The 6116-nt window shown below is 67.2% G+C and carries 4 protein-coding genes; 3 read left to right on the forward strand and 1 reads right to left on the reverse strand.

Annotated elements, in window-relative coordinates; genetic code table 11:
- Positions 1 to 93: 93 nt before the first annotated feature.
- The 3 genes from VFG33_RS36255 to VFG33_RS36265 all read left to right on the forward strand — a co-directional run bounded on the left by VFG33_RS36255 (position 94) and on the right by VFG33_RS36265 (position 5255).
- Positions 94 to 1767 carry a type 2 periplasmic-binding domain-containing protein gene (locus tag VFG33_RS36255; protein WP_325057553.1) on the forward strand — a complete coding sequence of 558 codons (1674 nt, stop codon included), beginning with the start codon at positions 94 to 96 and terminating at the stop codon, positions 1765 to 1767.
- Between the two features lie 97 nt (positions 1768 to 1864).
- On the forward strand, positions 1865 to 4153 hold the full coding sequence (locus tag VFG33_RS36260) for a glycoside hydrolase family 95 protein (RefSeq protein ID WP_325057554.1): 2289 nt from the start codon (positions 1865 to 1867) through the stop codon (positions 4151 to 4153).
- Positions 4154 to 4232: 79 nt separating this feature from the next.
- Positions 4233 to 5255 carry an ABC transporter substrate-binding protein gene (locus VFG33_RS36265; protein ID WP_325057555.1) on the forward strand — a complete coding sequence of 341 codons (1023 nt, stop codon included), beginning with the start codon at positions 4233 to 4235 and terminating at the stop codon, positions 5253 to 5255.
- Between the two features lie 34 nt (positions 5256 to 5289).
- Here VFG33_RS36265 and VFG33_RS36270 read toward each other — a convergent pair whose 3' ends face one another.
- A complete protein-coding gene (locus tag VFG33_RS36270) occupies positions 5290 to 5934 on the reverse strand; it encodes a hypothetical protein (protein WP_325057556.1) in 645 nt (214 codons plus the stop codon).
- Between the last annotated feature and the right edge of the window lie 182 nt (positions 5935 to 6116).

Here is a 6116-nt window from a genome sequence, read left to right on the forward strand (position 1 = left end):
CCAAGGGCGTGATGGTCGGCGCGGTCAAGGGTTAAGCGACCCCCGCAAACACGGCACTTGTTCTTGTTCAGTTCCAGAAGGGAAACAACCGAAATGCGCTCAACCCTGAGCAAGGTGACCGCGCTGGCGGCGGTCCTCGCACTAGCCCTGGCGGCGTGCAGCTCCGACAAGTCGGCCGACGGGGCGAAAAACGAGACGACGGCCGACGGCAAGACGATCATCACTACCTTCTCGCCCTCCGACCCGACCATGAACCTGGACACCAACCAGGTGACCAAGCTGGTCAGCGACAAGTTCAAGATCCAGTTCAAGTGGCAGACGACCACGTTCGACGCCGGGCCGGCCAAGGAGAAGCGACAGATCGCCCTGGCCAGCGGTGACTACCCGGCGCTGTTCTTCCTGATTCCGTGGGTCGACGCCTTCACCCAGACCGAGGTGCTGAAGTACGGCAAGCAGGGCGTCGCACTGCCGCTGGAGCAGCTGATCAAGGACAACGCGCCGAACATCCAGAAGGCGCTGGACTCCAACCAGACGCTGAAGGAGATGTCGACCGCCCCTGACGGCCACATCTACGCGCTGCCGCAGTGGGCGGACTGCTACCACTGCACCTATCCGGACAAGCTCTGGATCAACTCCACCTGGCTGAAGAAGGTCGGCCTTCCGATGCCGAAGACGACCGAGGAGCTGCGGACCGTCCTGCAGGCCTTCAAGACCAAGGATCCCAACGGCAACGGCAAGGCCGACGAGATCCCGCTGACCACCGACGCGCAGGACAGCACCCTGCTCGGGTACCTGATGAACGCCTTCCTGTTCGACCCGATCGGTGCGAAGACCGGCGTCCGGTCGCTGGTCTCGCTCGATGGCGACAAGGTGGTCACGCCGGTCAGCAAGGACGCGTACAAGGAGGGGCTGAAGTACATCGCCTCCCTCTACAAGGAGGGCCTGATCAACCAGGCGGCCTTCACCCAGACCGCGGCCGCCCTGCAGGCGCAGGGCAACAACCCGAAGGCGATCACCCTGGGCTCGGTTCCGGTGCTGTACCCGGGCATCTTCGTGCAGCTCGGTGCCGCTTCCAAGGACGGCAGGGACAAGCAGTACGACGCCGTGCCGCCGCTGACCGGCCCCGAGGGCAAGAGCTACACCGGCCTGAACTACCCGTCCTCCACCGGCTACACCTTCATGCTGACCAACAAGGCCAGCAAGGAGGCGCAGGTCGCCGCCATCAAGATGTTGGACTACATCTACACCGACGAGGGTCAGATGAACACCAACATGGGGCCGGAAGGCGTGGGCTGGACCAAGCCTGCTCCTGGCGACATCGCCCTGGACGAGAAGGCCACGCCGCTGTACAAGCCGATCCAGGGTCCCCAGGTGCCGAAGAACATCAACTGGGGCGCGATGGGCCAGTACAACAACACGCTCCGCTACCGCAACGCGCAGGTCGTGCCGAAGGACATCTACTCGGAGGCCGGCCTCGAACGGCGGCTGTTCCAGGCGACCAAGCAGTACGAGGGTCACGAGGACAAGGCTCAGCAGTTCCCGCTGGCCTCGGTCTGGCCGGACCCGGCGCTGGGCGCTGAGCTGGCCACGCTGCAGACGAACCTGGACAGCTATGTCTCGCAGAACCAGCTCGCGTTCATCACGGGATCGAAGGACATCGACAGCGGGTGGGACGCCTTCGTGAAGGGTCTCGACAGCACCGGGATGAAGCGGTACCTGGAGATCCAGCAGCAGGCGTACGACAAGTACAAGTCCGGCAGCAAGTAACCCGAGTAAGCCCCCCACCCCGGCCGTGCCGGGGAGCCGACCAACTTGGCTCCCCGGCACGGCTGCTCCTTGAGTGACTCTCTTTATGAGGAAAGCGATGTCTCACGAACTGTGGTTCCGCACGCCCGCGCCCGACTGGTTCGAGGCGTTGCCGGTGGGCAACGGGCACCTCGGCGGGAAGGTCTTCGGCCGGGTCGCCGACGAGCGGATCGCGCTCAACCTCGACGACGTCTGGTCCGGCGACGGCCCGCGGGAGCTGGAGGTGACGGACGGTCCCGAAGTACTGGCCGACATCCGCCGGCTGCTGCTCGAGGACGGCGACCAGTTCGCTGCGACCGAGCGGAGCCGCGCACTGCAGGGACCGCTGGTGGAGTCCTTCCAGCCGCTCGGCGATCTGCTGATCACGGAAGTCGGCGAGGCGGAGGACTATCGCCGCAGCCTGGAGCTGCGCACCGGCATCGTCGCGGTCGACTACACCCGCGGGGGAGTGCGATACCACCGCGAGACCTACGTCTCCACGCCGGACCAGGTGCTGGTGTGGACGATCACCGCGGACTGTCCGGATGCCGTCGACCTCCAGGTTGCCTTTGGCAGCGACCATCCGGTGCAGCCGTCGGTGCTCGACAGCAGGACGGTTGCCGCTGTCGGTCGCGCGCCTTCCGACCTGACCATCGAGTACCGGACCAGCCCGGACCCGATCCGGTACGTCGACGATCACGGCATCGGCTTCGGTGTGGCGCTCCGCGCGTTCGCCGAGGGCGGCGCGATCGGAACCAGCCATAGTGGGATCACCATCGAGGGCGCCGATTCGGTGACCCTGGTGTTGTCAGCGGCAAGCACTTTCGAGGGCTGGTCCGTCAAGCCTGGAAGGGATCTGGCTCAGCCGCTGGCCGAGGCGGTTCGGCTGCTCGACGCCGTTGCTCCCGACAAGCTGCGGCAACGTCACCTCGACGACCACATCCCGCTCTACGACCGTGCGGAGCTGACCCTCGGCGACCCGGTCGACCTGCCCACCGGCGAACGCCTCCAGGCGGTAAGGGCCGGAGGCAACGATCCGGACCTGGTCGCGCTGGCCTTCGCCTTCGGCCGGTACCTGCTGATGGGATCCTCCCGCCCCGGCACCCAGGCGGCCAACCTGCAGGGCATCTGGAACCAGGACCGCCGTCCGATGTGGGCCAGCGACTGGACCAACAACATCAACACCCAGATGAACTACTGGCCCGCCGACGTCACCGGTCTGCGTGAGTGTTTCGACCCGATGGTCGGCCTGCTCGAAGGCCTGGCCGCATCCGGCGCCGAGACGGCCCGCATCCTGTACGACGCTCCCGGGTGGGTGTCGCACCACAACGCGGACATCTGGCAAGCCACCTGGCCGGTCGGAGAAGGTGGTGACGACCCGGTCTGGGCGATGGCGGCTACTTGCGGGGTCTGGATGTCCGCTCATCTGATGGAGCACTACCGGTTCCACCCGGACGAGGAGTACCTGCGCGACAAGGCGTACCCGATCCTGGCCGGCGCGGCCGAGTTCGTGCTGGCGATGCTGGTGGAGGACTCCGACGGGCGGCTGCGGTTCATCCCGTCGACCGCTCCGGAGCATCACTTCATCCTGCCGTCGGGCCAGAAGGCCTCGGTCGACCTGACCACGACGTACGACATCTGGCTGCTGCGCGAACTCTTCGGCAACGTCCTCGAGGCGGAGCGCGTGCTGGGGCTGTCGACCGGCCTGGCAACGCGGATCCAGGCCGCAGTGGGCCGGCTGCCCGAAATCCCGATCGCGCCGGACGGTCGGTTGATGGAATGGCCGACCGACTGGCCGCCTTCCGAACCGGACCACCGGCACCAGTCCCATTTGTACGGCGTCTACCCGGGTGCCGAGATCGACCCGGTCAGTACGCCGGAATGGACTGCCGCCGCGCGCGCCGCGCTCGCAGTACGGACGTCTGGTGGTGCTCCTGGTGGGTGGACCAGCGCGTGGCTGACTGCTTTGTGGGCAAGGCTTCTCGAGCCGGAGAAGGCCGCTGGGGCGGTTCGTCACTACCTGTCCACGCTGGCGTCGGACAACCTGCTGAACCGCGACGCCGACATCTTCCAGATCGACGCCAACTTCGGCATGACGGCCGGTATCGCCGAGTTGCTCATCCAGAGCCATACCGATGTGATCCGTCTGCTTCCGGCGCTGCCTGCCGAGTGGCCTGACGGCTCCTTCCGCGGTCTGCGGGCTCGTGGCGGCCTGTCCTTCGACGTGTCCTGGCGCAACGGTCAGCTCACCGCGGCCTCGGTGCAGGCCGACGTACCTGGGGTGTTCCGGATCGGCTTCGGTACCGATCTCGAGCGGACAGTCGAGCTCACCCTCGCTGCGGGGGAGCGCGTCGACCTGGCGCTGTGAGTGTTCTAACCCTGTTAGGTATGCCTACCCAAAGTTGTTGTACTCTCAACCGTTGACTTCGGGCGAGGAAGGGACTGGCATGAGGAGCCGGATCGGGAGCGCGCTGGCGGCATCACTGGCACTGGCTGTAGTACTGGCCGGCTGCGGTGGAGGCGGCGGTACGAAGGCCGACGCGGGGCCCGGAGACACCGAGGTCGCGACCGGCGGGCGGCTGTTCTCGACCGCGGACGCGGAGACGGCGAAGCTCGGCTCCGACGCGGCGGACGGGGTGTTCCCGCGGACGGTGAAGCACGCCCTCGGCGAGACCAAGCTGGACAAGAAGCCCGAGCGGGTCGTCGTACTGGACAGCGGTGAGCTCGACGGCGTGCTGGCGCTCGGGATCACTCCCGTCGGGATGGCGACCAACGCCGGGCAGAACGGCGTACCGAGCTATCTGGCGGACAAGGCCAAGGACATCAAGACCGTCGGCGGGGTCACCGAGCTCAACCTCGAGGCGATCGCGAACCTGCACCCCGACCTGATCCTCGGCAGCAAGCTGCGCGCCAACGACCTGTACGCCAAGCTCAGCGCGATCGCGCCGACGGTGATGAGCATCCGGCCCGGGTTCCCGTGGAAAGAGGACTTCCTCCTGGTCGCGGACGCGCTCGGCGAGGAGGCCAAGGCCACCGAGGTGCTGAACGACTACCAGAAGCGTGCGAACGAGGTGAAGAGCAAGGTCGACGGGTCACCGACGATCTCGCTGGTGCGGTTCCGGCCGGGTGACATCCGGCTGTACGGCAACCTGTCCTTCATCGGCGTGATCCTGAAGGACATCGGGCTGCCGCGGCCGAAGGTGCAGAACATCCAGGAACTGGCCCTCGAGATCTCGCAGGAGAACATCGGCCAGGCGGACGGTGACTGGATCTTCTACTCCAGCTACGGCAAGCCGAACACCACCGCGGAGGACACCGTCGTCAACGGCAACCTGTGGAAGGCACTGCCCGCGGTCAAGGCGGGCAAGGTCGCCCGGGTGGACGACGAGGTCTGGTTCCTCGGCCTCGGTCCGATCGGCGCGATGGCCACCCTGAGCGACCTGGAAAAGCTGCTCACGGCGCGGAGCTGATCGGGTTGGGTTGACCGGCAGCACGCCCAGCAGTTCAGTCGAACGAGGGTGAGTGGTCTTCGTCGGGGACCCGGCCGCGGTCGGTGACGGGGACTTGCGGAGCGTGCTGCCGGACCGCCGCGACGAGGTCGTCGTAGGGGAGTTCGCGGCCGAAGAGGTGCGCTGTGCCGGGCCAGTGCCTGGAGGGTCCCCATTTGCTGGAGTCGCGCGGCAGTTGGTCCTCCGGGAGCAGCATGACCACAAGATGCGGGTGCCAGCTCAGGCCACCCTCCCCGTTGTCCCACAGTCGCTCGACCCGGCAGATTCCTTGGATCTCGGGCCAGTGCAGCTGCTGCGGCCGGCTGCCGCCGAGGTAGATGCCGTCGGCGTCGATCGACAGCACCACCTCCTCGGGCTGCTGCTTGGCCTCGGCCCGTGCCTCGGCCGTGGTCACCACGCCGACCAGGATCAGGACCGGGAGCCCGACCGCGAAGATCAGCGGCATCCCGGACCAGGACAGCCAGACCGCCTCCAGCGGCTCGCGGACAGGGTCGCCCCGGACCAGCGCGACCACGATGCAGCCGAGGGTGAGGAGTACCATCAGCGCGAAGATGACGCCACCGACGTACAGCATGGCGGTGGTCGGTTCGAGTCGCCGCCTGCTGACGACGAACGGCTGGGCGGCCTGCGTGTCCGGCATAAGACGCATTGTCCGCGCCCGGAGGGTCGCGCGCCAGAGCCCGTACTGCGGGTCCGGGCGGCCGCCTCCCAACGCCGTACGGCGGGTTCGCGGGCCGCCTCCCGACGCGCCCGGGACACCCCGGACAGCGTGGTGAAGTTGCCCTTGGCAAGTATCCGCCGGCGGGGGCCGCGCGGACGGAG

Origin of the sequence: Kribbella sp., assembly GCF_035687465.1 — a bacterium.
Taxonomy (GTDB): Bacteria; Actinomycetota; Actinomycetes; order Propionibacteriales; family Kribbellaceae; genus Kribbella.

What these genes read in the sequence shown, in the direction of transcription:
- VFG33_RS36255 (WP_325057553.1), top strand. Translation starts at nt 94, where the DNA reads ATGCGCTCAACCCTGAGCAAGGTGACCGCGCTGGCGGCGGTCCTCGCA.
- VFG33_RS36265 (WP_325057555.1), top strand. Translation starts at nt 4,233, where the DNA reads ATGAGGAGCCGGATCGGGAGCGCGCTGGCGGCATCACTGGCACTGGCT.
- VFG33_RS36260 (WP_325057554.1), top strand. Translation starts at nt 1,865, where the DNA reads ATGTCTCACGAACTGTGGTTCCGCACGCCCGCGCCCGACTGGTTCGAG.
- VFG33_RS36270 (WP_325057556.1), bottom strand. Translation starts at nt 5,934, where the DNA reads ATGCCGGACACGCAGGCCGCCCAGCCGTTCGTCGTCAGCAGGCGGCGA.